Here is a 24,933-nt window from a genome sequence, read left to right as displayed (position 1 = left end):
CGGGCCAATCAACTTAGCCTGGGTCGGTTCCCGACCGACCAGTCAGCCACTCCTCCCCAATGGCCGTGCCAGACACTAATCTTCGACTTCGCCCGCCTCAACCTGTTCTCGGGGCCGATCAACGTGGCGGTGAATCCAGACACGAAGCATCGAGCTGAGCTGATCACCGGCAACCGGCTTCGCCAGGTAGTCCGACGCCCCCGCGTCGAGACACTTCTGCCGGTCGCCTCGCATGGCTTTGGCCGTGAGTGCGATAATCGGCAGATCCTTGTAGTCGTCCAACGCCCGGATCGCCTTCATGGTTTCGTACCCGTCCATCTCGGGCATCATAATATCCATCAGGATAATGTCGATCCCAGGGGACTTCTCGAGCAAGGCCAGGGCTTGCCGTCCGTTCTCGGCTCGAAACACATCCATCTTCCAACGTTCGAGCTTGCTCGTCATCGCAAAAATATTTCGGAGGTCATCGTCGACGATCAGGACCTTCTTCCCTGCGAGCACGCCGTCTTCCTTGTGGATCTGTTCGATCGACTGGCGAGCCGACGGCCGCAAGTGGGCATCGACTCGGTGCAGGAAGAGGGTGGTCTTCTCGAGCAAATGCTCGAGTGAGCGGAGATCCTTGACGATCGTGGTTTCGGCCGTCTCCTCCAGGCGTGCTTCCTCGGCGGGGGTCAAGTCTCTGCCGGTGTAGATGACGATCCGTAAGTCGTGGAATTTCGGGTTGCGACGAACCTGCTCCAGCAGGTCGAAGCCGTTCATGTCGGGCAAGCCAAGGTCGAGCACCAAGCAGTCGAAGGGCTGAGACTCGAGTGCCACGAGGGCTTCGGATGCGGTCGCGACCGCGGTGGTTTCCACATCCCCGCCCCCGATCGCCTCGACGATCGCCGTGCGCTCGAGGTCGTTGTCTTCGACCACGAGCAGGGATCGCATCGAACGCTCGACGAAATTCTTGATGCTGCTGAAGGCGAGGTCGAGCGACCGCCGGTCCACCGGCTTCTTCAAGTAGGCAAATGCCCCCAGTCTGACCCCCCGTTGCCAGCTATCGTCCACGGAAATGATGTGAACCGGGATATGCCGTGTCTCGGGGTCGTGCTTCAAACGATCCAGGACCACCCAGCCGTCCATATCGGGAAGCCGGAGGTCCAGCGTGATGGCGTCGGGCTTCAGTTCGTGGGCCAACGTCAGGCCCATCTCCCCCCAGGTTGTCGTCACCGCCTTGAAGCCAACCTCGTGGGCTTTATCGACGAGCAGGTCGAGAAACTTCGAGTCATGTTCAATAATCAGAACAACACGGTCGCCGGACCGGATCGAACTGCGCGGGTCACCGCCGATTTCCGCTTTCGGAAACGAGAACGGGATCGCCTCGCGGACCGTGGACCAGGCCTCGGCCGAGCGTGGACCGATCTCAGGGGGCTCGACGATGAGACCGCCCGGCTGTCGTGGAACGACGGGGACGTAATTCCTGGGGAGGTAGAGCGTGAAATGGCTCCCCTCGCCGACAGTGCTCCGGACCCGGATCTCGCCACCGAGCAGCCGGGCGATCTCGCGGCTAATCGACAATCCGAGGCCGGTTCCCCCGTACTTTCGGCTCGTTCCCGTATCCGCCTGCTGGAACGGTTCGAAGATGATCCTCAGCTTATCCGAAGGAATCCCGATCCCGGTGTCGGACACCGTGAACGCGACCACCTCCGCGGCATGGTCGAGGACCGGGTGCTCGGGACTCCACCCTTCCCGGGCCAGGTCGACCCGCAGCTTGACCGTCCCCGACTCGGTGAACTTGAACGCGTTGGAAATCAAGTTCCGAAGCACTTGCTGCAGCCGCTTGAAGTCGGTCGCCACCCCCGCGGGGAGACTGTTGACCAGGTCGATCACGAACGACAGATTCTTGGTTTCGGCCACCGGCTGGAACGTCCGCTCGACGTAGTCGCGCAACTCTTGAAATGAGACCTCGCCGACTTCGATCGCCATCGTTCCCGACTCGATCTTGGCCATGTCGAGAATGTCGTTGATCAACGAGAGCAAGTCGGAACCCGCGGCGTAGATCGTCTGGGCGAAACCCTTCTGCTTGGCAGACAGATTTCCGTCCGTGTTCTCCGACAGCATCTCGGCCAAGATCAAAAGACTGTTCAGAGGTGTGCGCAACTCGTGCGACATGTTGGCCAAGAATTCCGACTTGTACTTGGAAGTCAGGGCGAGCTGCTCGGCCTTCTCCTGCAGCGAGAGCTGGGCCAGCTCGATCTCGCGGTTCTTGCCTTCGACCTGTGACTTCTGTTTCGAGAGTTGACCCGCCTTCGTCTCGAGCTGTTCGTTGGCCTGCTTCAGTTCGTCTTGCCGACTCTTGAGCAACTCCTCAGAGGCCTGGAGTGAGGCAGCCTGCTTCTCGAGCCTTGTGTTGGTCTGGCGAAGTTCTTCCTGCTGGCTCTGAAGCTCATAGGCCAAGCTCTGCGACTGGCTCAGCAACGATTCGGTCCGCATGTTGGCCTCGATCGTATTGAGGACGATCGCGATCGTCTCGGTCAATTGATCGAGCAGGTTGAGATGGATCTCCTTGAACAGGTTGAACGAGGCGAGCTCGATGACCGCCTTGACCTCCCCCTCGAAGATCACAGGGAGGACCACGATGTTCAGCGGAGGAGCCTCGCCGAGCCCCGAGTTGATCCGAATGTAGTCACCCGGCACGTCGCCGACGAGGATCCGCTCCTTCTCGAACGCACACTGCCCGACCAGGCCCTCGCCGATCATGAATCCGTTGCGCAGGCTCTTTCGCTCGCGGTAGGCGTAGGTACTCGTCAGCTTCAGGAAGGGCTCGCCCCCCGACAGATCCATCATGTAGAAGACGCCGTGCTGCGCAGAGACGACGGGCGCGAGATCCGAGAGGATCAGCTTGGTGACCGAGAGCAGGTCGCGCTGGCCTTGCAGTCGGCGGGTGAACTTGGCCAGGTTCGTCTTCAGCCAGTCCTGCTCGTTGTTCTTCTGGGTCGTGTCCTTGAGGTTGCGAATCATTTCATTGATGTTGTCCTTCAGCGCGGCCACTTCACCTTGCGCTTCGACGGTGATCGAGCGGGTCAAGTCCCCCTTCGTCACGGCCGTGGCGACCTCGGCGATCGCACGCACCTGGGTGGTCAGGTTGGCCGCGAGCTGATTCACATTCTCGGTCAAACCCTTCCAGGTTCCCGCCGCCCCGGGGACTTTCGCCTGGCCGCCGAGCTGCCCTTCGACACCGACCTCGCGAGCGACCGTGGTCACCTGCTCGGCGAAGGTGGCCAGGGTGTCGGTCATCTCGTTGATCGTGTCCGAGAGCGACGCGATCTCTCCCTTCGCCTCGACGATCAGCTTCCGCTTCAGGTCGCCGTTGGCGACTGCGGTGACGACCTTGGCAATTCCGCGCACCTGGCTGGTCAGGTTGCCAGCCATCGAGTTCACGCTGTCCGTCAACTCCTTCCAGACACCCGCCACACCACGGACCTGCGCCTGGCCCCCCAACTGCCCCTCGGTCCCCACCTCGCGGGCGACACGAGTCACTTCCGAGGCAAACGAGTTGAGCTGGTCGACCATCGCATTGATCGTGTTCTTGAGCTGAAGGATCTCCCCCTTCACGTCCACCGTGATCTTCTTCGACAGGTCGCCGTTGGCCACCGAGGTCGTCACCTCGGCGATGTTCCGCACCTGGTCGGTGAGGTTGCCGGCCATCGAGTTCACGTTGTCCGTCAGGTCCTTCCAGACGCCCGCCACACCACGGACCTGGGCCTGCCCGCCGAGCCGCCCCTCGGTGCCGACCTCGCGGGCGACGCGGGTCACTTCCGAGGCGAACGAGTTGAGCTGATCGACCATCGCGTTGATCGTGTTCTTGAGCTCGAGGATCTCCCCACGGACGTCGACGGTCACCTTCTTGGTCAGGTCGCCGTTGGCGACGGCCGTGGTCACCTCGGCGATGTTCCGCACCTGGCCGGTGAGGTTGCCGGCCATCGAGTTCACGCTGTCCGTCAGGTCCTTCCAGACGCCGGCGACCCCTTGCACCTGGGCCTGCCCGCCGAGCCGCCCTTCGGTGCCGACCTCGCGGGCGACGCGGGTCACTTCCGAGGCGAACGAGTTGAGCTGGTCGACCATCGCGTTGATCGTGTTCTTGAGCTGGGAGATTTCCCCTTTCACATCCACGGTGACCTTCTTGCGAAGGTCGCCATTGGCGACGGCCGTGGTCACCTCGGCGATGTTCCGCACTTGCGCGGTGAGGTTGCCGGCCATCGAGTTCACACTATCCGTCAAGTCCTTCCAGACGCCTGCCACGCCACGGACCTGGGCTTGCCCGCCGAGCTTCCCTTCCGACCCCACCTCGAGTGCCACGCGAGTCACTTCCGAGGCAAAGGAGTTGAGCTGGTCGACCGTGGTGTTGATCGTATTCTTGAGCTCGAGGATCTCCCCCTTCACGTCCACTGTGATCTTCTTCGACAGGTCCCCCTTGGCGATCGCGGTGGAGACTTCGGCGATGTTTCGCACCTGGCCGGTCAGGTTGCTCGCCATCAGATTCACGTTATCGGTCAGGTCCTTCCAGGTTCCCGCAACTCCTTGCACCTGGGCCTGGCCGCCGAGTCGCCCTTCCGAGCCGACCTCGCGGGCGACGCGAGTCACTTCCGAGGCGAACGAGTTGAGCTGGTCGACCATCGTGTTGATCGTATCTTTGAGCTCGAGGATCTCCCCCTTCACGTCCACCGTGATCTTCTTCGACAGGTCGCCGTTGGCCACTGACGTCGTCACCTCGGCGATGTTCCGCACCTGACCGGTGAGGTTGCCGGCCATCGAGTTCACGCTGTCCGTCAGGTCCTTCCAGACGCCCGCCACTCCACGGACCTGCGCTTGCCCCCCCAACTGCCCCTCGGTCCCCACCTCGCGGGCGACGCGAGTCACTTCCGAGGCGAACGAGTTGAGCTGGTCGACCATCGTGTTGATCGTGTCTTTGAGCTCGAGGATCTCTCCACGCACGTCGACCGTGATCTTCTTCGTCAAGTTGCCGTTGGCGACAGCGGTCGTGACCTCGGCGATATTCCGCACCTGGCCGGTGAGGTTGCCGGCCATCGAGTTCACGCTGTCCGTCAGGTCCTTCCAGGTTCCCGCGACCCCTTGCACCTGGGCCTGGCCGCCAAGTCGCCCCTCGGTGCCGACCTCGCGGGCGACGCGAGTCACTTCCGAGGCGAACGAGTTGAGCTGATCGACCATCGTGTTGATCGTATCTTTGAGCTCGAGGATCTCCCCCTTCACGTCCACCGTGATCTTCTTCGACAGGTCGCCGTTGGCCACCGACGTCGTCACCTCGGCAATGTTCCGCACCTGGCTCGTCAGGTTACCGGCCATCGAGTTCACGCTGTCCGTTAACTCCTTCCACACACCCGCCACACCACGGACCTGCGCCTGGCCCCCCAACTGCCCCTCGGTCCCCACCTCGCGGGCGACGCGGGTCACTTCCGAGGCGAACGAGTTGAGCTGGTCGACCATCGTGTTGATCGTGTTCTTGAGCTGAAGGATCTCCCCCTTCACGTCCACCGTGATCTTCTTCGACAGGTCACCGTTGGCCACCGAGGTCGTGACTTCGGCGATGTTCCGCACCTGGTCGGTGAGGTTACCGGCCATCGAGTTCACGCTGTCCGTCAGGTCCTTCCAGACGCCGCCGACCCCACGGACCAGGGCTTGCCCCCCCAGCCGACCCTCCGAGCCGACCTCGCGGGCGACGCGGGTCACTTCCGAGGCGAACGAGCCGAGCTGATCGACCATCGTGTTGATCGTATCTTTGAGCTCGAGGATTTCCCCTTTCACGTCGACCGTGATCTTCTTCGACAGGTCGCCGTTGGCCACGGCGGTGGTCACCTGCGCGATGTTCCGCACCTGCGCGGTGAGGTTGCCGGCCATCGAGTTCACGCTGTCCGTCAGGTCTTTCCAGGTCCCAGCCACATCCTGGACCATCGCCTGCCCGCCCAGCTTCCCTTCCGAGCCGACCTCGCGGGCGACGCGGGTCACTTCCGAAGCGAACGAGCCGAGCTGATCGACCATCGTGTTGACGGTCTTGCCGATCCGGAGGAATTCCCCCTTGAGCGGGCTCCCTTCGATCTCCAGGGGAATCCGTTGCTCGAGGTCCCCTTTCGCCACCGCGCCGATGACGCGGGCGACTTCCTCGGTGGGCTGGACCAGATCACCGATCATCGTGTTAATCGAGTCGACCCAGGCGCCCCAGGATCCGGACGCGCCACCGAGCGACGCGCGCTGAGAGATCCGCCCTTCCTTGCCGACGACCGTGCCGATCCGGGCGAACTCTCTGGTGCTGTTCTCGAGCAGATCGGCCACGTCGTTGAACGCGTCCGCGATCGCAGCGCCTACGACCGTGTTGTCGAGGGCGATCCGAACGCCGAAATCGCCCCTCTTGAGGCTTTTCAAGGCCCCCAATAACGCCTTCGAATCGAATGCTCCGTAAGTCGACCCATTGCCCGTACCGGTGCCACCATTATCCGAAGGCACCGCGACCGGCGTCGAACCGACGACGGAACCCGAAGAAGGCTTCTTGGCCATCGGACAATCCTCAAGGAGGCAAGCTCGAAAGAAGCGATCCCCCGGGGCCGGCAAGGGAACAGCCGGGGGAACCAGCGCAAGCTCTAACGCATGAGCCTAATGGAGCGTCTATTCTTGCAGATCAACTGAAGCTTTGCGAGTCATTCCGCCAAATCGGGTTAGGAAAACCCGCCATGAGCCATCGTCCTCAAGCAACACAATGCTTCGTCGCGAATCTCCGTTCCCAGAGGCCAGCCTCGACCCCGGATTCACCAACTCTCGCAATTACAAGGAAACCACCAAATAAACCGGCGACACGCTTTTCTCCCAATATAACGGCTCCAAACAAAAGGACCGTGGCGGCACTCCATTCCTCCAATACCGAATCATACAAAACAAAACATATAACTACTCTCTATTGTTTTAAGCGGAATTACAGCACCCGAGCGGGCATCTGCTCGCACTGCATCCAGAGGGCGAGAATCGAGGAAACCGGCATTGGTTTCGTCCCGAAGCGCTGTTCGATACCAGTCTAAGGGACAACGCCCAGCCCCTTGCTTTCAGTCCCAATGAGCGGCCCTGGCCAGTTGATCACGAGGATCAGACGCGCGGAGATGAGAAGGCGGCCATGCCGTTTACTTTCGCTTGCCGTGAAAGGCCTCGGCACCTTGCCCCCATCCCGGATAACGGCCGGTCGCGACGGCATACCCGGCCGGGAGGCCGATGACGACGAAACAGCAGAGGCCGTACGCTACGGCCGGCACGCCGCTCCTGGGGGCGTGCTGGGCCCGCGCCATCGGGTCCCGCATCGTGCTTGCCAGGTAGGCCAGGCACAGGAGGAAGACCGTTGCCCCGATGATCCGAATCGTGACGGGATGACTGCCTGTCGAAAAGCAGGCCAAGGCCGCGATCCCGCAGAAGACGGCGACGGGGATCATCAGATGCGCCCAAGGCGGGGGCCATCGCCAGAAAGCAAACGGCACAGAAGAGGAGGAACCCACCGAGTAAGATCCGGGCCCCACGGCTCATCGCATTATTCTCTCATAAGACGTGGATCAATCATCGTCGGGCACGGGTTGTCGCGTCTTCGTCCCGCACTGTGCCGTGCCCCTCTCGGGTTCATCTCCGGGGCTCGGCGAAGATCAGGCTCCAGAAGGGTATCCCCTTCTCGCTCAGCGCATAGCCAACGCCCACGTCCCTGACGTCTCCCATGAGGCTCTCCCGGTTCGATGGCTCGTCCAACCAGGCCTGCGCGGCTTCTGCCGCGGTCGGCGGGCCTTGCAGGCTTGCCTGACCGATACGTTTGTAGCGATAGCCGGCCTTCTCGACGAGATCGAACGGAGTCAGGTCATCATCGAGTTTGGCGCGAAACTCGCTGTGTTCGGCCATGGTCCGAGCATGGCGTTGCGCGACGGTCGCCAGCCTGGGCTCGTTCTTGAGAGGAGGCTTGGCGACCTGCTTTCGCTCCTGGTCGAACAGGCGCACCACATCGGCCGCGGCCTTCTCGGGGTCGAGTCGAGGCATCGGTTTGCCGAACTCTGCGCTCCAGAAGGGAGTCCCATCCTCCCCTTTCACGAGGGCGAACCCCACCTCGGTGAAATCCCCCAGGATGTTCTTTTTGTGGGGCGGGCTCTCCATCCAGAGCCGCATCACCTCGGGCACGCGCTTCGCGCCATACGCCACGTTCTCGGCCAGGCCAAGACCGTGGTACCCCTGGAGTTCGATCCGTTGTTTGGGAGTCGAGCCATCGCTCCCCTCATGCGTCATTTTGTCATGAATCGCCATGTCGCGGGCGTGGGCCAGCGCGGCCGCCTCGAGCTTGGGATTGGCGGTCAACGGGTCCAAGTTCTCGGCCGCGCGCTCGCGATTGTGCGCTTTGAGGAGAGCGGGGACATCCGCGAGGTTCTTGGCCTCCTCCTGGGCGACCGCCCCCAGGCCGGACACCAAGACCAACGCAATCACCAGGCTCGGGACACCGCGTGGGCTGGTTCGCATCGGTCCCCTCGGGAATCCGGTCGGAGTCAAACCCGCGCGGTGGTGGCCCCCCAAAAAAGGGTCCGCAGCCACCGCGCGGGTTCAGACGAACAAGCGAATCGTCTTGAATCGTCCGACCCAAATGGGAGTGGGCTATGAGGCGAGGACAAGCTTCGAGCGGGCCGCGGCCGCGGCCAGCGACTTGCCGAAGGTGGTCCCGATCGTGTCGTGCAGACTGGCCCAGAGGTCGTCGTGGAGCACGTCGCGGTCCTCGACCAGGGCGAGCAGGTTGGCGAACGGATGTTCCCCTTCGGCCAGGCGCTCCGTCTCGGGGGGAAGATCCGACCACGACCCGCCGGAGATCGCGTCGCGCAATGTTCTGGCCTGGTCCTGGCAATCACGGAGCGGGGCGAACTCATGATCGCCCGAGTGGGTCAGGGTGAGGACCCGATCGAGGATGGAGACAGCGCGACGCCTGCTCTCTTCCGACTTGACCTGGCGAATCTCGGACTCGACAACGAGATCGAGGACCGCGGTCAGCCCTTGGATCGTGTCGAGCGTCTCGGCCGCGGGGAGTGCGATCTGCAACGCCTCAGCGCGCTCCTTGGTGCGGTCGCGGAGGCCGACAAACTCGCGCCGGGCCTGCCCGAGTTCTTCGATCAGCCCCTCGGGCGGAGGTGCGCCCGGCGAATGGAGTTGACGGGCCGCGCCAAGCAGTCGCTCGCCCAGACTGGAGAAAACATCGGAAATTTTCAGAACTTCTTGCGATAGGTCATTACTGCCATGATCACTCATTCAATCGCTCCTGGCGGCTTCGCCATTCGGGGAGACTGGTGCGCGGTCGAGAGTCTGTTGGGGGACGTCCGGCGGTCAACCATCCGCGAGTCCTCCGCGGATGGCGTTCAATACTGGCGTCCTTGCCACAGCAGACGGAATGAGCCTCTCCCCCCGCCCTCCCTGAACCAAGGCCTTCGAGGGGAAAAAAGGCTCAGCCTTTTCAGAGCTGGACGATTTTCGACCGGGCCACCGCCACCGAGAGAGCCTTGCCGAATGCCGCCTCGACGGACTCCAGCGAACTCGCCCAAAGGTCATCGCTCAGTCCGTCCCCCTCCACCAAGGTCAGCAGCGCATGATAGGGATGATCCCCTTCGGCCAGCTGGGTCGCCTCGTCGGGAAGCTCGAGCACGGGGGCGTCCGCAATCGCGGCTCGCTCCGCCCTGGCCTTCGCCTGACACTCGGCCAGCGGGGCCAACTCTTTCCCATCGGCGGCGGCTAGCGTGAGCACGCGATCGAGCCTCGCCAACGCCTGAGCACGGATCGCCCCAAGTTGGGCCTGCCGCCCTTCGGCCTCGCTCAGAGTCTGAAGGAGATTGGCGATCTCCTCCAGGTTCGTCAACGAACTCGGCTCGACGGCCGCCCCCAGAGAGTCGGCCAACCGGACGACCTCGCTTCGCAGCTGCTCGAACTCGCGCCCGCAGACGTCGAGTTCTTCGATCAAGGTCGGCGTGGGGGGCGCTCCCCCCGCCTTCCAATCTTCCGCTTCCTGGGCGAGCCGCTCCCCCACTCGGGCGAACTGAGCCGCGAGCGTCTCCTGCCGGCCGACCAATTCCTCCCGGGGCCGAGCCTCGACGCCGCCCACCTCCGATCGCGGAACGACTGGTTCAGGCTCTGCTTGCCTCGGCTCAATCCGGTCGGCCGAAGGTTCCCAGGCCTGCGGACTGGCGGTTTCCTCCCGCGTCTCCTCGGTGCCCACGGGGGCCGTCATCGCCGGCGGTTCCTGAAAAACCGACTCGATGGGCGCGGGCGGGGCAATCGGCTCGACGGCCGGTGGCTCAGCCGGAACATCAACCGGAGCGGACGCAGAAACGGCGGGCGCGGCGGCCACGGCCTCGGCGACAGGAGCCAGCGGCGGGCTGGCCGACGACGGATCCGCGACCAGGCGTTCGGCTCCATCCCAATCCTGCTTCGCTCGCAAGAGTTGCTCGAGACTGTTCAGGGTCGAGGTCGTTTTGGGGTGATTGCTGCCGAGCACGTCCCAGCGAATGTCGAGCGCCTGGCGCATCAGTGGTTCGGCGCCGTCCAGATCGCCTCGCGCCCAAAGCAGGCCGGCCAGACTGCTCAGGTTCGTGGCATAGTCGGGATGCCGCTCGCCAAGAGCCTCCTTGCGAATCTCGAGAGCCTGCCTCAGCAACGGCTCAGACCGGTCCGGGTCGCCATGCATGATCATGAGCATAGCGAGTTGGTTCAGCCCCGTGGCGTAATCCGGGTGATGCTCCCCAACGGCCTGCTTCTGTAGCTCTAGCCGCTGGCGTGCACTTACCACCGCCTCGTTCTCACGCATAATTTCAGCCTGGGTTGCTTTGGTCGCGTGACTCAATCGGTCATCATCCTTCGGAATCAAGGGGCTTGGAGTCGGCTCTGCTGAGTCCTGAACTACGGATCCGGCAGGAGATGAATATTTTTCTGCCCTCGCCTTGACACTGTGCCTGCGAGACATCGAATACCCCTCTTCTGAAACCGGCCAAGGTGCTCACAGATTACGGCGTCCCAACACAAGCAAACATGACATGTTCACATTGATCACCCCCCAGAACAACACGTTCGCAAGAAACAAAAATACCGAATAGTGGAGTCTGTCGCAAGGAAACCGGGCCCTCTGTCTGCCCCGGAGGCTGAAATTCGCGGGAGAAACTCGTTTCCACGCTCTGCGTGGGAATGCCGTTCTGGCCGCTCTGCGGCCCTACCCGCCGGGGAAGACGACGCGGAGCGTTGCAGGCGGCATTCCCACGCAGAGCGTGGGAACGAGATCCCGGTATCCTTGCGACAGTCTCGAAAAGAGAGACGACATTCCAGCCGCGCACGACGATCGTCCTCGGGACGCAAGTCGATACTGAAAAGCAGGCGATTGCGGAAAGAGACTCTCCAAAAGGAGTTGGCCTCGGCCGGTCCTCGTGTGGCCGCATTTCTCGTCACTAAGCATTTTCGCACAATGGCCAAAAGCTTCCTTAGCCAAACTTCGCTGCCCATGCACGCGTCGCGAGGACTTTGCCCCCATAATCGCTATTTCCAGAAAATTCCGCGACATTCCGCCATTTGAAACCTAGGGAAGATGATCGTGGGAGCAAGCGACCGAGCCAGCAACTTGCCCCAGGCTTCGCAAACAGACCAACCTCGCCAATCAAATAACTTCCTCTTGTCAGACCGACTCCCGCGGATGTTCCTTCATGACAACGCTCTGATGAACTCTAGGATAGGATAGGCCAGGCAATCAACCCAGGACGGCTCCGAACATCCCGTTCCAAAAAAAAGATTGCTTCGGATGTCCGCCTGGTTCGGTCAGTTGGGATCAAACCAGGCCGTTATTCTCTCCGGTCGCATGTCGCTCGGCTCTTGGCCCTCAGGTTGATCTCCACAGTCCCAACGCCAACCGCAACGGCTTGGTCGGCACGAGTGAGCCTCTCAAAAGAACCCAACGAGTTCCCGCTCATACCCCCGGCGAATGCTTCGGGAGGCCGCTGCGCAATCAACCGATGGCCCCCGGTGCCGGTCCATTGGGCGCCCCACCCGGGGCGTGCGGAAATTTGATTGAGACAGTTGTCCTTTGGGTCGAAGAACGGCGTACAATATCGCCCTATCCCTCACATCGACCTCAATCTTTCGGGCCTGGTTCACTCATGAACGAGCGATTGAAATCGGTCTACCGACCGGCAGTCGGTCCCAAGCTCCAGCCCTGGCTGTGGGTCGTCCAGGTCGGATTCGCGGCGCTCGCCGCGAATGGAGTCTATCTCGCCTCCGTGTCGGCGATGACCTGGTGGCTGGGAACCACGCAACAAACTCCATTTTACATGCTGATGGTTTTTCTCCATCTGCTTCTCGGCTTCTTGATCATCGCTCCTTTCCTTGGATTTGGGCTGGTTCATCTGGCAACCTCGTGGAAACGGCCGAACGTCCAGGCCGTGCGGTATGGACTCTTACTGTTCGCCACCGCCCTCGCCATTTTGATCTCAGGGCTGGTCCTGCTCCGGTTCGACGCCATCGCGATTCGCGACCCGGCCCTCCGATCGATCGCCTACTGGCTCCATCTGTTCGCCCCCCTGGTGGCGATCGGGCTCTACGTCAAGCACCGCTTGGCAGGGCCGCGAATTCGTTGGGAGTGGGCGCGGCGAGGCGGGGTGATCGTGGCCGGTTTCATCGTGGCCATGACCTTGCTCCACTCCCACGACCCGAGAACCTACGGGGTCAAGGGGCCACGGCAGGGCAAACGTTATTTTTTCCCGTCCGAAGCGGTCACGGCCGATGGTCGGTTCATCCCGGCCGAGACCCTCATGATGGACCAGTATTGCCTCAAGTGCCATGAGGATGCTTACAAGGGTTGGTTCCACTCCGCGCACCACTTCAGCTCGTTCAATAACAAAGCCTACCTGGCCAGCGTGCGCGAGACCCGAGAAGTCGCCATCAAGCGAGACGGCAACACGCAGGCCGCGCGCTGGTGCGCCGGCTGCCACGACCCGGTCCCTTTCTTTTCGGGTGAATTTGATAACCCCAAGTATGACGACGTTAATACGGCATCGAGCCAGGCGGGGATCACCTGCGTTGTCTGCCACTCGATCACCAACGTAAACAGCACCCGGGGCAACGCCGACTACACCATCGAAGCCCCCAGCATTATCCGTTTGCCAGCAGCGAAAACCAGCTCCTCCAGTGGGTCAATTCGACGCTGATCAAAGCCAAGCCCGAGATGCACAAGAAAACCTTCTTGAAGCCGGTCATCAAGGGTTCGGAGTTTTGCTCGACGTGTCACAAGGTGAGCCTCCCGTACGCCTTGAATCATTACAAAGACTTCCTCCGCGGCCAGAACCACTACGACACGTTCCTGCTCTCGGGCGTTTCGGGCCATGGCGCCCGTAGCTTTTACTACCCACCCGTGGCGAAAAGCCGCTGCGTCGACTGCCACATGAACTTGCAGCCTTCCCGCGACTTCGGTGCGCGCGACTTCGATGGCAAGGGGGGGCGTGAGATCCACAACCACCTCTTCCTCGGCGCCAACACCGGCCTGGCAGCCATTCGAGGAAATCTGGAGACGGCCGCGGCCCAGGCAAAGTTCCTCCAGGATCAGAAGGTCCGGATCGACCTCTTCGCACTTCGGGAAGGGGGTGGAATCGACGGCCGACTCCTCGGGCCGCTCCGCCCCGACCTGCCATCGCTCAAACCCGGCCAGCCTTATCTCGTGGAAGTGGTCGTGCGGACTCTCGGGCTGGGCCATCCGTTGAGTCAGGGAACGGCCGACTCGAATGAGATCTGGGTGGAGTTGATTGCCAAAGCCGGAGATCGGGTGATCGGCCGCTCCGGAGCCATTGACGACAACGGCGAGGTCGACCCGTACGCCCACTTCATCAATGTCTTCATGCTTGATCGCCACGGAAAGCGAATCGATCGCCGCAATCCGCAAGACATTTTCGTCCCGCTTTACAATAAGCAGGTGCCCCCGGGCGCTGGGCAGGTGGTCCATTTCGGGCTCACGGTGCCCGATAAGATGGATGGCCCCCTCACGCTCGAAGCGAAGGTGAACTACCGCAAGTTCGACCGCACCTATATGGATTTTATCTTCGGGAAAGGAAAGGGGCCGGCGCTGCCGACCGTCGTGATGGCGGCCGACTCGGTCCAGCTTCCCGTCAACGGCAAGGCTCCAGGAACAATCGAAGCTTCCCCCATCAAAGAGGTCTGGCAGCGCTGGAACGACTACGGCATCGGTCTCCTCCTCGAAGGGGGGGACAAGGGGGGCCAGAAGGGCGAACTCAAACAGGCGGAGCCGATCTTCCGCAAAGTGGCCGAGCTCGGCCGGATCGACGGGTGGGTCAACCTGGCCCGTCTCTACCTCAAGGAAGGGCGGATCGGTGAGGCCCGCGACGCGATCGAGAAAGCAGCCACCCAACCGCAGCCGCCGGCCCCCTGGGTGATCCACTGGCTCACCGGTCAGATCAACGAGCGGAACGGACGGCTCGACGAGGCGATCGCCAGCTACGAGGCGATCCTGGGGACAACGGTCCCCGAGCGTGGATTTGACTTCAGCCTGGATTACGAGGTCGTCAATGCGCTGGGGGGAGCGTCTTACGCACGAGCCCGCCTCGAGCCCGTGGCGAGCGAGGAGCGTCTGACCTACCTCCGCAAGTCGATCGCCGCCTATCGGCGCACGCTCGCCATCGACACCGAGAACGTCGCGGCCCACTACGGCCTCGGCCTGGCCTATGCCGATCCGTCCTGGAACGTCGCTCCGGCAAACCTGCCCAAGGCGGAGCAAGAATCCGAAAAGCCGGCGAGTGAAATCACCGACGAGATCCTTGCAAAAACGGAACGAACCGCCCAAGCGTCGATCTCCGCCCGATCGCGAGCCGCCCACGCACTCGGATTGGCCGAATCGATTGCGCAGCTCGTGAAACGACCACGTCCCGAATTCGGATCGCGGCTCGATCCCTTGTTCGAGGTGATTCAACAGCTTGGACCGGTCTGGGAACGCGAGACCGATCCCTCGGCCCGGTTCGCCCTATCGAGTGCGCTCAAGGGGGCTCACAAGACCATGCATCAGCTCTTGAAGCCCGACGAAACGGCGGAAGGTCTGGCCGTCGCGATCGCCCGGCAAAATTCCACGGCCGCCGACCAGAACGCGCAATCGATCGTCATCCACTCGCTCCATCGTGTCGAGGTTCCTCGCCTCGATCCCGGCAACCTAACCGACCAGAAACCGTCGGCCAGTCCGATAAGGACGAAACCATGAGTCGATACTCTCGCTTTCGGGAACCATCCCTCGAATTTCGCGAGGGATCGCTCAGGAGTCTCGTCGGTCTCGTCTTGATTTCGAGCAGCCTTACAGGGTGCGGCGAGCAGGCCCTCCCTCCGGCCATCATCGCCCCGACGGCTCCCGCCAAGCCGGACACGATCGAAGCCAACGTCCTGCCCCGGGTCAAGTTCCTCGACATCACCGAAGCCGCCGGACTGCACTTCGTTCACCACAACGGAGCGCAAGGGGAAAAGCTCCTCCCCGAGACGATGGGTTCCGGGGTCGCCTTCCTCGACTATGACGGCGATGGCGATGCCGACCTGTTCCTGGTCAACTCGGACCAGTGGCCAGGCGCGGCGGCGGACTCGCGATCGACCCAGGCCCTCTACCGTAACGACGGGACAGGGCGATTCGATGACGTCACCGCCCAGGTCGGACTCAATGTGCGGCTCTACGGCATGGGAGTCGCGGTGGGAGACTACGACAATGATGGCGACCCGGACCTCTACCTGACCGCACTCGGGGGCGGGCACCTGTTTCGCAACGATGATGCCGGGAGCAGGTTCGTGGATGTCACGGCCGCGACGAATGCCCAGGCCCCGGCCGATTGGCTGACGAGTGCGGCGTTCTTCGACCTGGAAAACGATGGCGACCTTGACCTATTCATTTGCGGATATATCAACTGGTCGGCCAAGGTCGATCGCAGCCAGAACTTCCAGCTCACTGGCACGGGGCAAGGGCGAGCCTACGGTCCCCCGACCGCGTTCGGCGGAGCTCGCTGCATCCTGCTCCGCAATGATGGAGGCAAGTTCTCGGACGTGAGCGCTGAGGCAGGCATCGCGATTCGCACGGCCGACTTGAAGGTCCCGATGGCCAAGTCGCTCGGGGTCGCGCCTTACGACGTCGATGGCGACGGCCTGGTCGATCTGGCCGTCGCGAATGACACTGTGCCTAACTTCTTCTTCCATAATCGGGGCGGAGGCCGATTCGACGAGATCGGGATCAGCGCGGGCATTGCGCTCGACCGCGACGGCACAGCACGTGCGGGCATGGGGATCGACTGGGCCCAATTCAAGAACGACGGTTCACTCGGTCTGGCGATCGGCAACTTCGCCAATGAGATGACGGCCCTCTACGTCACCGACGAACGAGCCAGCCTTCAGTTCTCCGACCTCGCCAATCTCTACGGGCTCGGAGCGCCGACCCAACCCCCTTTGACCTTCGGCCTCTTCTTCTTCGACTACGACCTCGACGGCCGTCTGGACTTGCTCTCCACGAACGGTCACCTCGAAAGCGACATTGCCAAGGTCCAGGCGACGGCAACCTATGCCCAGTCCGCCCAACTTTTCTGGAACACGGGCCGCCCCGGACGCTCCCTGTTCGTCGCAATCGGACCGGAGGTCGCCGGCCCCGACCTGTTTCGGCCCATCGTCGGCCGCGGCAGCGCCTATGCCGACATCGACGGAGACGGCGATCTCGACGTCGTCATGACCTCCAACGGCGGCCCCGCTCGCCTCTTTCGGAACGAAGGCGGATCGAATCAGCACTGGCTCCGCCTCACCCTGAACGGCAAGGCCTCCAACCGAGACGCGATTGGGGCCGAGGTCACGGTGAAGGCCGACAGCTTGGTTCAGACCCGGCAACTGTTCACAGCCAAGGGCTACCTCTCCTCGGTCGAGCGGCCACTAACCTTTGGCCTGGGATCACGCAACCATGTCGACGTGCTGACCGTACGTTGGCCGTCGGGGAAAGTGCTCGAGCTCAAAGACCTCAAGGCCGACCGGGTTTACCTCGTCGATGAAGACGAGGGTATCCGCTAGGAGTGTCACAAACGCGAGGCCGCGAATCTCCCAGAGACAAAAAAGGGAGAAATCCGCGAGTTTGCAACGAACCTGACCGGGAGTTTTCCTCCTTCCCCTTGTCCCGTTCTTGTGTGTGATATAATCGTCTTTCAGAGGGGGTGCGAGAGGAGTCTTACATCCCCTTCCGGACCGGTGAAGGAAAGGCATCTGACGCTTCGGCGTTGTCTTTATCCGTTACCGCGCCCGCTAATCATTGAGCAGCCCCATCGAATGGCAACCATGGAGCGGTGTGCGGACGGATCATGAGGCCCCGGTACGGTTCGGCGATCGATCACCCTGACGAATCCTTGCGGCGGCTGTGCCTTCAGTCGTAACGCGCGGCCCCCCCTCGTCTTCGGCTCGAGAGCCCTCCGACCTCGCCTGACGGTCCCCTCGGACACGCTCCGGAGTCGGAGGATCGTCGGCGATGCGACCCATGGTTTCATGCCGAGCGGCCTGGTTTTTCCTGGCAGCGATTGCCTGGATAAGCCCGCCGGTCGCGTGGTCGGCCCCTCCTTTGGAGTCGCCCCAGCCCCAGCCTCAAGTTTCCGCGGACGCCACGGCGTCGGACTCGCAACACGACCCGAAAGCGGCTCTCCAGCGCGCCCTCGAATTCGAGCGTCAGAAGAACTGGCAAGCTGCAATTCACGCCTATTCCGATGCCCTCGAGATCTGGCCCGCCGATCGCGACTTCGTTCATCGCCGCCGCCTCTGCGAAACGCACTACAAGCTGGTGCGACGCTACCAGGACCAGAGCTTCCGCAACGTCCTGCTGCGACTCCCTCAGGAAAAGTCGCTGGCGCTTTACGACGAGCTGCTCGAACGGATCGAAACCCATTATGTCGATCCCGTCCCGTTCGAGCCCATGGTTCGCCGCGGTTTCGATAACCTCGAAGTAGCTCTCCGCGATCCCGAGTTCCTCCGGACCAACGCCGGCTCCGTCCAGACTGATCGCGTCAACTGGCTCCGTGAGGCGCTCAGCGCCCGACGCGCTCGGATCTTGACCCCAGACCGGATGTCGGCCCAGACCGAAGTCCTCGCCGCTTGCGAGCTGGCGGCCAAGGCGCTTCATCTCGCCGCCTCTTCGGTGATCCTCGAGTTCACCTACGGGGCTTGTGACTCGCTGGACGACTATACCAGCTACCTCACCCCCGATAAGCTCGACGATCTTTATGCGATGATCGACGGGAATTTCGTCGGCCTCGGCATCGAGTTGAAGCTCGATACCGAGGGTCTTCGACTCGTCGGCGTGATCCGAGGCGGTCCCGCCTCCGAAGCGGGGCTGAAGGTGGGCGACCAGATCACTCGCGTTGGCGAGAAGGCCGTGCGTGGTCTCAGTCTCGATGAAGCGGCCGGACAGCTTCAAGGCACGGAAGGGACGCCTGTCGATCTCCAGATCTTGCGGGCCGACGGGTCGACCAGGGCATTCCGGATCGTCCGACGGCATGTCGAGGTCGAGAGTGTCGCGCAGTCCAAGATCGTCGACCAGGCGACTGGGATCGGCTACCTCCAACTGGTCGGGTTCCAGAAGAACTCCACCGAGGAACTCGATCGAGCGATCACGGCACTTCGGCGCCAAGGAATGCGATCGCTCGTGATCGACCTCCGAGGCAACCCCGGCGGACTCCTGAACGTGGCGGTCGAGATGGCCGAGCGATTCATCGATCGCGGGGTCATCGTCTCCACCAGAGGGCGTGCCCCCGGGCAGAGCCAGGTCTACAAGGCCAGCGCCAAGGCGCTCTGGACCATGCCCTTGACGGTCTTGATCGACCATGACAGTGCCAGTGCCAGCGAGATCCTCGCCGGTGCCTTGAAGGATCACAACCGGGCGGTGATCGTCGGCGAGCGGAGCTACGGCAAGGGTTCGGTGCAGAGCATCTTCGCCCTGCGGACCGCACCGGCCGGCTTGAAGCTCACCACCGCGAAGTTCTACTCGCCCAAGGACCAGCCGTACAGCGAGCAAGGCGTGTCCCCCGACATCGAGGTGCACGTCGCCGCGAAGCCGGCTGCCGATTCCATCGATTCCCGAACCAACGCTCCCCAGCTCGAAGAAATCCCAGGGGACCCGCTCCACGACACCGCACTCGGCAAAGCCATGGAGCTGGCCAAACGACGGTTGAACGCCGCTCGTTAGGCCAAACCGTCGTAGGGACGAGAATCGCTCATCTACGGGATCGACGATGCCCGAAATTTCCGGTCGGCAGCAGACTCGGATCGATCCCGTTCCGGCCTGGACGGTTCATACCGATGCCCCGCTCAAGGGGATGGCCCTGGCCCGCGAGGCCGGGACCATCCTCGCCTGGGACGAGCGGGGGCAACTCTATTTGCTCGACCTGCTCGGCAATCACCGCTCCGTCTCGCGGGCGCCGGATCGAGTCGTCACCGGTGCCATCAGTGACACCGGCGGCTTCATCGCTCTGCTCGGGGAAGGGTCGCGGCTCTGGTTTCTCGGGGCCGATCTCGACCTGATTGCCGATCGCCCGGCGCCTCCCGATGCGACGAATCTGGCCATCGACCCGCACGGACGCTATCTCGCGGTCGGTTCACGGATCAACATGATCCAGTTCTACAATCGACACGGAAAGCAGGCGGGGCGGCTCGACACCCGCCATGCGATGGCCCATCTCGTGTTCGTTCCGGATCGCCCCTTCCTGCTCGGAGCGGCAACTTATGGGATGCTGGTGGGAATCGAGCTCGAACCCGGCACCACGGCCGGGAAGCTCGCCGCGGAAGTCGCCTGGGAAGAGTCGCTGATGTCGAACGTCGGCCGGCTGACCACCACGGGCGACGGCGGGATGATCCTGGCGAGCTGCTATACCTACGGGATCCAGCGCTTCGATATGCGCGGGGGCAACGAAGGGGCCTACCACCTGGGAGGCACCGCCGCGCACGCCGTCCCCGACTTCGCGGGTCGGATGATCGCGGTCTCGACCCTGGAAGGAGAACTGGCCGTCCTGAGCTCCTCGGGAGGCGTGCGCTGGAAGACAACGCTGTCTCGCCCCGCGATCGCCCTGGAGGCCGACCCCCTGGGCCGTTACCTGATTCATGGCCACGCCACGGGCGAAATCGTCCGGCTCGACCTCTACGGCTCGACGCGAGCGACGGCTCGGCCCCCCGTGGAGCTCGCCTCGATGCCCCGCGCTGGTGCGTCCCCAATGCGCGAGCCGGCCTGGTCGATCCCCGTGGCCTCGTCCGACGAACAGGCCGAGGCCGCCGTGTTGACCGTGATCGACGATCCGGCCCGGATCGGGCTCATGACCAACTCCAACCGGCTGCAAATCTTCTCGACCCAGGGAGAAAACCTGGGGCAATCGCCCGAACTCCTCGGCATCGGACGGATCCTGCGGACCGCGCCCGGCTGGATCGCGGCGGCAACCGATCGACATGTGATGCTCTACGATGCGCGTCGAAGCAACGTTCAGCGCCTCGACCTGAGCCTGGTGGAAATCACTCACCTGGCGATCAACCCCGATTCCTATGGCTTGGGCGTGGTGCAAGAGCGGGATCGGATCGGCCGCGCCACCCTCGCGGGACGCTGGATCTGGAAGCGAGAATTGACCTCCTCGGTGGAAGATTTCGCGATCAGCCCCGACGGGTTCACGGCAGTCACCACGACCGACGGCCGCCTGCAAGTCTTCGACCCGGCCGGTGAACCCGTCGGAGGCGACCCGGGCAACCCGGCCGAGCCCCTCTTTCTGATCGAGGCCCCCGAGGGGTCCCCAGCTCAGGTGGTCTGGCTGACGCTGGCCCGCCGCGCCCAGGTCCTCCGCGGTCACGACCGCAAGGGAAAGATTCAGTGGCAGTCGCCGATCCCCTGGGAAGGGTGGCAACTCCATCGGCTGGGTTCGATCGCCATGGTCGCAGCCCCCGACGGTCGTACCATGGCATTCGATGGCGCGGGCCATCTCCGCGGCCAGAGCCGCGCATCGGACGCCCCTCATGATGTCTTCGGCGCCGGCCCTCAGGGCCAGGCCTGGCGCGTCTCCCGCCAGGGGGTTCACCTGATCTGCACCGACCTCTCAGGTCGTGTGATCTGGCGTGCCGTGGCGGATCAACCCCTCGGCCCCGTCGCCATTGGCCGCTCAGGCGTCGCCGTCCTGATCGGCCGCTCACTCGCCTGGTTCCCAACCACCGGATCGTGAGAGCGAGCCCCCCCTCCCCTTCGCATCCGACCGAGTGCGCCGACTCGACGTGAAGTCAAAATTCCGGAAGCCAACCCTGTCATCACGGCACTGGAATTGCGAAAGAAATACTCGTTCCCGTTTGAACCGGTGACGTGACTGGAGACCGTTCCCAAAGGCCACCCCAGCCTCTGGGGAACGGCGTGCGGGGATCCACAAACGCATCAATTTTTGGCGATCCCTCCCATGGTCGAAACTCGGTTTAAAAAGAAGCCGGTCCTCAACTCACTCGTCCCCCTCCTTTCGGCCGATATCTCCCCAGACGAGAGTCAACGAACCCAAAAAGCATGGGGGCGGTCTCGGATTTCTCGATTTTTGGGGTTTTGCGTCCCACGGGGTTTTGGGAGACGTAGAATTTATGAGAGGGGGAGCCCGATTCCAGGCAACGGATCTTCCTCGTGAGCGTAAATCGCTTGACTGAGCCGAGATGGGTCTGGAGCCCGACGATGTCGAAACGCGGGTTCATTTGAGCGAATCGTCTTGCGAGCTATCAGCCCTTCGGATAAGATCACGAGACTTTACAGAAGCGGAAACGATTCAATGAGTTCGTCTCTAGGAATAAATAACTAACTTCGCGACCCTTGAGGGAATCGTAAGCAACGGAGTTTTCCTCTTAAGGATCGACCGAGTGAAAGCCGACTAGTGCGTTGATCCAAATTCATTGAACTGAGATCCGACAAGAGATCCATCCGGAGGTCTCAATGAGTCAATGTAGTTTGTCCGTCATTCACGCCGTCCGGCCGAGTGTTCGCTTGAGCGTTCACGATTGTGGCGAGGTGGAAGCCCAACGTCACAAGTGGATCGAGAGCGAGAAGGCGGGGCGAGACCTCGGTGAGTGGGCCATCCGCTGTTGGGTCCGCGAACACTGGAACGGTTTCCTCCGGGACCGTTGGCTCGAGCATCTTCAGGGGCGGACCTTCTGGATTGAGCTCGACCACAACGACTTCGGACTTTTGCAACAGGCCTTCCAAGACTCATTGCTGATCGATGAAATCCTCGACCAGTTGAAGTCCGGCCGAGAGAACCTCGACATCCTCAACTGGGCGATCGATAACGATCTGGCCATGGAAGAGGTACTCGAAATCCTCGAGGCGCTCGACATCAACAGCCGGAGGATTGAATGCCTCCTGGCCTCGCGACTCGCGCATGCCGGTTAGCACCCCACCCTCCTTGCTTGTTGATCCTTCTTCGCAAAAGATCAGACCAGCCTCAGTGAACGATCACTGCTTGCGCAGTGACGCTTCCACCAGCGCCACCAGGGTCCGTACGAAGCAACCGGTCCCGCCGGCGTCACGAGTGGCCGAGTCGGAGTCAGCCCAGCTCGGCCCGGCGATATCGAGGTGGACCCACGGGGTCTGACCGACGAACTGTTCGAGGAACTTGGCTGCGGTGCAAGCACCGCCCCACTTTCCTCCCACGTTTTTCAGGTCGGCGACCTGGCTCTTGATCGCATCCCTGAAGTCGTCGTCGAGCGGCAACCGCCAGGTTCGCTCGCCCGTCTGGCGGCCTGCGTCCAGCACCTCCTGGGCGAATTGATCGTCGTTACTGAACAGGCCGGCGATCTTGGTCCCCAGCGCAACCAAGCAGGCGCCGGTGAGGGTGGCGAGGTTGAGCACGCGATCGGGCTTCTGCTCGACGGCGTAGCTCAGGGCGTCGGCCAGAATCAGCCGTCCCTCCGCGTCGGTGTTGAGCACCTCAACGGTCTTCCCGTTGCGAATCGAGAGCACGTCCCCCAGCTTCATCGCTTTCCCGCCGGTCATGTTCTCGGTCATGACCATGTAGCCCACGAGATTCACGGGCAGCTTGAGTTGGGCCACGGCCGTCATCGTCGCCAGCACGACCGCCGCGCCCGTCATGTCGCTCTTCATGTCCTCCATCGAAGCGCTCGGCTTGAGGGAGAGACCGCCGGAGTCGAACGTGACTCCCTTCCCGATCAAGGCCAGGGTGGGACGATCTCCCCCTTGGCGATAGTCGAGCATGACGAACGCAGGCGGCTCCTCCGAGCCGGCCGCAACGCCCAATAGCCCCCCGAACCGTTCCTCAAGAATCTTGGGTTCATCCCAGACCGTAACACCGAGCCCGACGGTCGCGGCCACCTCAGCGGCACGGGCGGCCAACTTGGCTGGTGGCTTCTCGGAGGGAGGGGTATTCGTCAGCTCACGCGCCAGGTTGACCGCCTGACCGACGATCTCTCCGCGCTTGACCGCCGCGGCCAGGTCGGGGCCCTCCGCCCCGTCCGGGTTCGCTGGCGAGATCAACTGCAAACGGCCGAAGGGGTGCCGGCTCGGTTCGGACTTTCGCAAGCCCGGTCCCTGGGTGCCGACAATCAGGCCTTCGACCAGGGCCGACGCAATGACGTCGGACCGTTCGGACTCGGGCAAAACCACCGCCAGGGTTTCCCTGGCCTTGCCGGCCAGCCGCTTACCGACGGCCACCCCCGCAGCGAAGGCGGCGCCGGCATCGAACCGCTTTTTCGGTCCCAGGCCGAAGACCAGGACGCCGTCGGTCGCCGGCGTATGAGGACCGAGCAACGGGGTCAAGTCACCGAGAGCACCCGGCAGATCCTTCGCGGCGAGGAGGCGGCCGATCCACTCGCCCAGCGCGAGGTCCCGGACCGCGATCGGAGGTTCGGAGTCGTCTTCGAAGATCCCGAGCGCAAGCCAAGGGGTCTCGATGGTGTTGAGTGGCCGACTGATCAACTGGACGTTCATGGAGGTCGCAACTCGTCGGGGTAATAAGCCTGTCAGCGAAGAAGAATGAGGACCAACGTCGGGCCAAGCGGCCCCATTCTCGCACTGGCTCGGAACCGCGCCAAGCCGCCTTGCCGGGTCTGGGACGAGTCGCTACAATCCGCCGCCACTCAAGTCTTGCGCAATGAAGTCGGGTCGTTCGTTTCATTTCGACCCGCACGCTCCCTGGGAATTCTCGAATTTGGCGAACCGCGTCGGTCAAGGACCAACGGGGACATGTCAGTTGATTTCGATCGACCGGCGCGCCCGCTCGGACCGCGACCCCGCCGGTACAGGAGAGCCAAAGGATGGTCGACCTCCGCAACCCAGGGCGTTTGCTGCCCCTCGTTCTGTTGCTTACGGGCCTTGGCAGTCTCAGTGGCTGCGTTGAGCGACGTTACACGGTCAGGACCAACCCCCCGGGCGCCCTCCTCGTCGCGAATGACGAGGAAATCGGGGCAACCCCGGCCTCACGCAGCTTCACCTACTACGGCGATCGTAAGTTCAAGCTCATGCTTGACGGTCACGAAACCCAGACGGTGATCCAGCCAATCAAGTCTCCCTGGTGGGATAACTATCTGACGGAATTCTTCACCGAGAACTTGATCCCCTACACGTTCCGCGACGAACGTGAATTTGTTTATGACATGGTGCCTTCAAGCGAACCGAACGTCGACAATCTGCTCGAGAACGGACAAGCCTTGCGGATGCAGGCCCAGGCCCCTCCTCCGCCACGCCGGGGCGGCTTCTTTGGCAGGCTCGGTTTCTGAGTAGGCCAACGGTTCCCTGAATTTCGCTCGCCTTTAAAAAGCGAGCGAAGACCAACGACCAAGAGACGACACCGAACGTGGCTCCCTGGATTTTGGGGCTTCGCATGGACTGATTCGCCCAGTCGCAGATCG

At 62.6% G+C, this 24,933-nt stretch carries 13 protein-coding genes; 7 read left to right on the top strand and 6 right to left on the bottom strand.

The genetic code is table 11. The features are described from left to right. Positions 1-75 precede the first annotated feature (75 nt). The 5 genes from V5E97_RS12345 to V5E97_RS12325 form a co-directional block, all read right to left on the bottom strand. A complete protein-coding gene (locus V5E97_RS12345; RefSeq protein WP_406699623.1) occupies positions 76-6,552 on the bottom strand; it encodes a HAMP domain-containing protein in 6,477 nt (2,158 codons plus the stop codon). Between the two features lie 614 nt (positions 6,553-7,166). Further along, the gene (locus V5E97_RS12340) at positions 7,167-7,469 is read right to left on the bottom strand and encodes a hypothetical protein (protein WP_406699622.1); all 303 of its coding nucleotides are present in this window, start codon (positions 7,467-7,469) and stop codon (positions 7,167-7,169) included. 181 nt (positions 7,470-7,650) lie between these two features. Beyond that, entirely contained in the window at positions 7,651-8,526 is an 876-nt protein-coding gene (locus V5E97_RS12335) for a CAP domain-containing protein (protein ID WP_406699621.1), read from the bottom strand. Positions 8,527-8,658: 132 nt separating this feature from the next. Continuing rightward, the gene (locus V5E97_RS12330) at positions 8,659-9,300 is read right to left on the bottom strand and encodes a hypothetical protein (protein ID WP_406699620.1); all 642 of its coding nucleotides are present in this window, start codon (positions 9,298-9,300) and stop codon (positions 8,659-8,661) included. A 202-nt stretch (positions 9,301-9,502) separates the two neighbouring features. Further along, a complete protein-coding gene (locus V5E97_RS12325; RefSeq protein ID WP_406699619.1) occupies positions 9,503-10,882 on the bottom strand; it encodes a tetratricopeptide repeat protein in 1,380 nt (459 codons plus the stop codon). 1,297 nt (positions 10,883-12,179) lie between these two features. Between V5E97_RS12325 and V5E97_RS12320 the strand changes: the two genes are divergently transcribed. From V5E97_RS12320 to V5E97_RS12295, 6 genes are all read left to right on the top strand, one after another. After that, on the top strand, positions 12,180-13,226 hold the full coding sequence (locus V5E97_RS12320) for a multiheme c-type cytochrome (RefSeq protein ID WP_406699618.1): 1,047 nt from the start codon (positions 12,180-12,182) through the stop codon (positions 13,224-13,226). A 17-nt stretch (positions 13,227-13,243) separates the two neighbouring features. Then, positions 13,244-15,277: a tetratricopeptide repeat protein gene (locus V5E97_RS12315; RefSeq protein ID WP_406699617.1), complete on the top strand. Its 2,034-nt coding sequence runs from the start codon at positions 13,244-13,246 to the stop codon at positions 15,275-15,277. Then, positions 15,274-17,100, top strand: coding sequence for a CRTAC1 family protein (locus V5E97_RS12310; RefSeq protein WP_406699616.1), 1,827 nt, complete (start codon positions 15,274-15,276; stop codon positions 17,098-17,100). Before V5E97_RS12315 ends, V5E97_RS12310 begins: the two co-directional genes overlap by 4 nt. A 448-nt stretch (positions 17,101-17,548) precedes the next feature. Beyond that, positions 17,549-19,255 carry a S41 family peptidase gene (locus V5E97_RS12305; protein ID WP_406699615.1) on the top strand — a complete coding sequence of 569 codons (1,707 nt, stop codon included), beginning with the start codon at positions 17,549-17,551 and terminating at the stop codon, positions 19,253-19,255. A gap of 46 nt (positions 19,256-19,301) precedes the next feature. Then, a complete protein-coding gene (locus V5E97_RS12300; protein WP_406699614.1) occupies positions 19,302-21,263 on the top strand; it encodes a WD40 repeat domain-containing protein in 1,962 nt (653 codons plus the stop codon). A gap of 740 nt (positions 21,264-22,003) precedes the next feature. Further along, the gene (locus V5E97_RS12295; RefSeq protein WP_406699613.1) at positions 22,004-22,459 is read left to right on the top strand and encodes a hypothetical protein; all 456 of its coding nucleotides are present in this window, start codon (positions 22,004-22,006) and stop codon (positions 22,457-22,459) included. A gap of 63 nt (positions 22,460-22,522) precedes the next feature. Here V5E97_RS12295 and V5E97_RS12290 read toward each other — a convergent pair whose 3' ends face one another. Continuing rightward, positions 22,523-24,013, bottom strand: coding sequence for a leucyl aminopeptidase (locus V5E97_RS12290; protein ID WP_406699612.1), 1,491 nt, complete (start codon positions 24,011-24,013; stop codon positions 22,523-22,525). Between the two features lie 326 nt (positions 24,014-24,339). On the opposite strand from V5E97_RS12290, the gene V5E97_RS12285 reads away from it, so the two are divergent. Further along, the gene (locus V5E97_RS12285; protein ID WP_406699611.1) at positions 24,340-24,801 is read left to right on the top strand and encodes a peptidase associated/transthyretin-like domain-containing protein; all 462 of its coding nucleotides are present in this window, start codon (positions 24,340-24,342) and stop codon (positions 24,799-24,801) included. Positions 24,802-24,933 lie beyond the last annotated feature (132 nt).

The organism is Singulisphaera photorubra (assembly GCF_045290345.1).
GTDB lineage: Bacteria > Planctomycetota > Planctomycetia > Isosphaerales > Isosphaeraceae > Singulisphaera.
This window is presented reverse-complemented; position numbering and strand designations above follow the sequence as displayed.

Coding starts and splice junctions, on each gene's coding strand:
- V5E97_RS12345 (WP_406699623.1), bottom strand. CDS start 6,552: ATGGCCAAGAAGCCTTCTTCGGGTTCCGTCGTCGGTTCGACGCCGGTC.
- V5E97_RS12340 (WP_406699622.1), bottom strand. CDS start 7,469: ATGATCCCCGTCGCCGTCTTCTGCGGGATCGCGGCCTTGGCCTGCTTT.
- V5E97_RS12335 (WP_406699621.1), bottom strand. CDS start 8,526: ATGCGAACCAGCCCACGCGGTGTCCCGAGCCTGGTGATTGCGTTGGTC.
- V5E97_RS12330 (WP_406699620.1), bottom strand. CDS start 9,300: ATGAGTGATCATGGCAGTAATGACCTATCGCAAGAAGTTCTGAAAATT.
- V5E97_RS12320 (WP_406699618.1), top strand. CDS start 12,180: ATGAACGAGCGATTGAAATCGGTCTACCGACCGGCAGTCGGTCCCAAG.
- V5E97_RS12315 (WP_406699617.1), top strand. CDS start 13,244: ATGCACAAGAAAACCTTCTTGAAGCCGGTCATCAAGGGTTCGGAGTTT.
- V5E97_RS12310 (WP_406699616.1), top strand. CDS start 15,274: ATGAGTCGATACTCTCGCTTTCGGGAACCATCCCTCGAATTTCGCGAG.
- V5E97_RS12305 (WP_406699615.1), top strand. CDS start 17,549: ATGCGACCCATGGTTTCATGCCGAGCGGCCTGGTTTTTCCTGGCAGCG.
- V5E97_RS12300 (WP_406699614.1), top strand. CDS start 19,302: ATGCCCGAAATTTCCGGTCGGCAGCAGACTCGGATCGATCCCGTTCCG.
- V5E97_RS12295 (WP_406699613.1), top strand. CDS start 22,004: ATGAGTCAATGTAGTTTGTCCGTCATTCACGCCGTCCGGCCGAGTGTT.
- V5E97_RS12290 (WP_406699612.1), bottom strand. CDS start 24,013: ATGAACGTCCAGTTGATCAGTCGGCCACTCAACACCATCGAGACCCCT.
- V5E97_RS12285 (WP_406699611.1), top strand. CDS start 24,340: ATGGTCGACCTCCGCAACCCAGGGCGTTTGCTGCCCCTCGTTCTGTTG.